We start from the raw sequence: 2230 nt of genomic DNA on the forward strand, positions 1-2230 counted from the left end.
TCAATAATTCTAATAGAATCGAGCAAAACCGAAAAACCATTGATAAGCATTTCTTCTATTTTTTTAGAACCTTTTAGTTCAAACTCTAAACGCCACCAGGAGTCCATGTTTTCAATCAAAGATATCTCGTCTATCAATTTAGACTTTTGTTCTTCAGAATACATTGAAGAGCTCTCACCGGAAATTTCCAAAGAACGTAATTCTCTTTTCTTATCTTTTAACTCTTTTAATTTTTTATCGTATAACCGTGTAAAAACATGACTTTCACGTTGCCCAAGATACTTACCAGTAATCCCGCCATTAATACCATAAAAAACAGCAGCAGATTTAGAACGAAGCGTTTCTAATGCATAACCACTTATATCTTCATTACAATCCAAAGCAATATCCAATCGCGAAAATGCAATAGAATCTTTGGCACAATGCACCAAGATTTCTTTTCGAATGAAGTCTTTTTGCTGATCAGTAATTTTCGCAGGATTAAATTCAAGTCGAAAGTTTCTCTTTCTCATAGTATCTGCATTTCGCTGGTCATAAGTAAAATAAGCAGATTCTTTATATAACATTTTAGGAAACAAAGTTCCTTGCACAATATCTACGCCATAATCATAAACTTCTAACATACCAGTATCAATAAACCGTTGTATAAAGTAAGATTCTTTCACGTCAGCAACCAAAGTCATCTTATCTAACTTAACTTCAAATACATCCACAAATCCACCTCCAATTTCAAACAATTCCCATATTTTGGGAATCCAACCGACTAATAGATAAGCGGTTGGTATCAAACAGTATATTTAGCCAAATCAATTGCAACACCCTGTCCATCTGAATACCCATCAACTAACGAATTGACAATATCAACAACCAAATCATCCTCAAGCTTAATATTAAGCAACTGCAGTTTCTCCGTTAATATTTGATCAATCATAACAGCATATCGAACAGGCGAATCCATCTCTTTAAAGACACTACTTCTTATTTTTACAATTTTTCCATCATCAACCATCATAACATCCAAAGTACATATCATCTCTAGAAATGGGGAATCTCCAGAAACCCATGAATCATTTTTAACAGAATCAAATTCAATACATAATTCCATATACCAGCATCCTTTCAACATTTTTTTAATGAACAATATAGTGAAGATTGCATTTAAATTTGGATCCACGTAAACGTGAACCAAATTTAAATGCAATTCCACCTATATAACATTCATACAAACAAAGAATTTTAAAACATATTATGATAAAATAAATTGAGTTTGATTTGACTTGCTTTCAAAAAGGCAGGTCATTTCTTTTTTTAATTCAGTTTTCAAGAGAGTAGTCTTAACATCTTCTAAATCATTCCACAATCGTTCTAAATGCGTTTTAAAATCACTTACAGAATCATACTCCCAATTACCCATCAAATCGCTAACAACTAAAATTTGAGCCTCTAACAATAATATCTCATTCATCAATATCCCTCCTTTAAAATCAAATTCAAAAGATTATCAAACAGGCTGATTGGCATCCACTAACACAAGATTCATACAATAGTTTTTTTAACCAGACTAATCCAAAACATAGGTTTTAAAGGTGCCCGTCCGCACGGGCATTCAGGGCAAGCCCTAAAAACCCAAAAGCAACTAATCTCCCATCATATCTTTATCTTTATTATTAGCTAGCTTTTCCGAACGATACATTTCATTAAATTGAGCAGTCATAGCAATAGATTCTTGAGTTTGTTTTTGCTGATTAATACAAAGAGTAATAAACGCACTTTTAGAAAGTCCCATGCTTTCAGCAGATTTAGTAATATAGTCTATAATAGAATCACTAGTACTATATGTTAATTTAGCCATTTTTTTACCTCCTTTTACACCTGTTAGAAACATATTAACACATTAATAGATCTATGCCTACAATTTTATAATAAAAAAACCGCAACAGAGACGTCATCCAGACATCCTTATTGCGGTTACATATAGACCTTGATATAATATTTACATAGCCGTTAAAACTATATAACCATCCAGCCCTTTAATTCAGCCAAAATTAAGGGTTCTTTTTTTTGTAAAGCTTGTTTAAAATCAACAGATAAATCTTTACCTTCTAATTCACGAAACATCTTTTTATATTTTGATTTAGTATTCTTGGAAAGTTCATTAAATATCTCAGGCCGTTCCAAAAGCCCAACCATAGTAGCCTTTTCTAAACCTTTAATTTTAGAAAAATCATAA

General features: G+C 31.9%; 4 protein-coding genes and 1 pseudogene. All 5 read right to left on the reverse strand.

The features are described from left to right. Positions 1 to 713 (reverse strand): annotated as a pseudogene (locus IGK14_RS17420) (hypothetical protein); the annotation flags it as partial. A gap of 71 nt (positions 714 to 784) precedes the next feature. Then, positions 785 to 1105 (reverse strand): hypothetical protein, encoded by a 321-nt coding sequence (locus IGK14_RS17425; protein ID WP_438712831.1) that lies wholly within the window; start codon positions 1103 to 1105, stop codon positions 785 to 787. A 141-nt stretch (positions 1106 to 1246) separates the two neighbouring features. Next, positions 1247 to 1465, reverse strand: a complete 219-nt coding sequence (locus IGK14_RS17430) for a hypothetical protein (protein WP_438712833.1) — start codon at positions 1463 to 1465, stop codon at positions 1247 to 1249. Positions 1466 to 1636: 171 nt separating this feature from the next. Then, entirely contained in the window at positions 1637 to 1852 is a 216-nt protein-coding gene (locus IGK14_RS17435) for a hypothetical protein (RefSeq protein ID WP_438712834.1), read from the reverse strand. A gap of 158 nt (positions 1853 to 2010) precedes the next feature. Then, on the reverse strand, positions 2011 to 2230 hold a 220-nt coding region (locus tag IGK14_RS17440), incomplete at its 5' end, for a hypothetical protein (protein WP_438712836.1).

This window comes from Enterococcus sp. DIV0970a (genome assembly GCF_051711265.1).
In the GTDB taxonomy this organism is placed as follows: Bacteria; Bacillota; Bacilli; order Lactobacillales; family Enterococcaceae; genus Enterococcus_D; species Enterococcus_D casseliflavus.

Coding starts and splice junctions, on each gene's coding strand:
- IGK14_RS17425 (WP_438712831.1), bottom strand. CDS start 1,105: ATGGAATTATGTATTGAATTTGATTCTGTTAAAAATGATTCATGGGTT.
- IGK14_RS17430 (WP_438712833.1), bottom strand. CDS start 1,465: ATGAATGAGATATTATTGTTAGAGGCTCAAATTTTAGTTGTTAGCGAT.
- IGK14_RS17435 (WP_438712834.1), bottom strand. CDS start 1,852: ATGGCTAAATTAACATATAGTACTAGTGATTCTATTATAGACTATATT.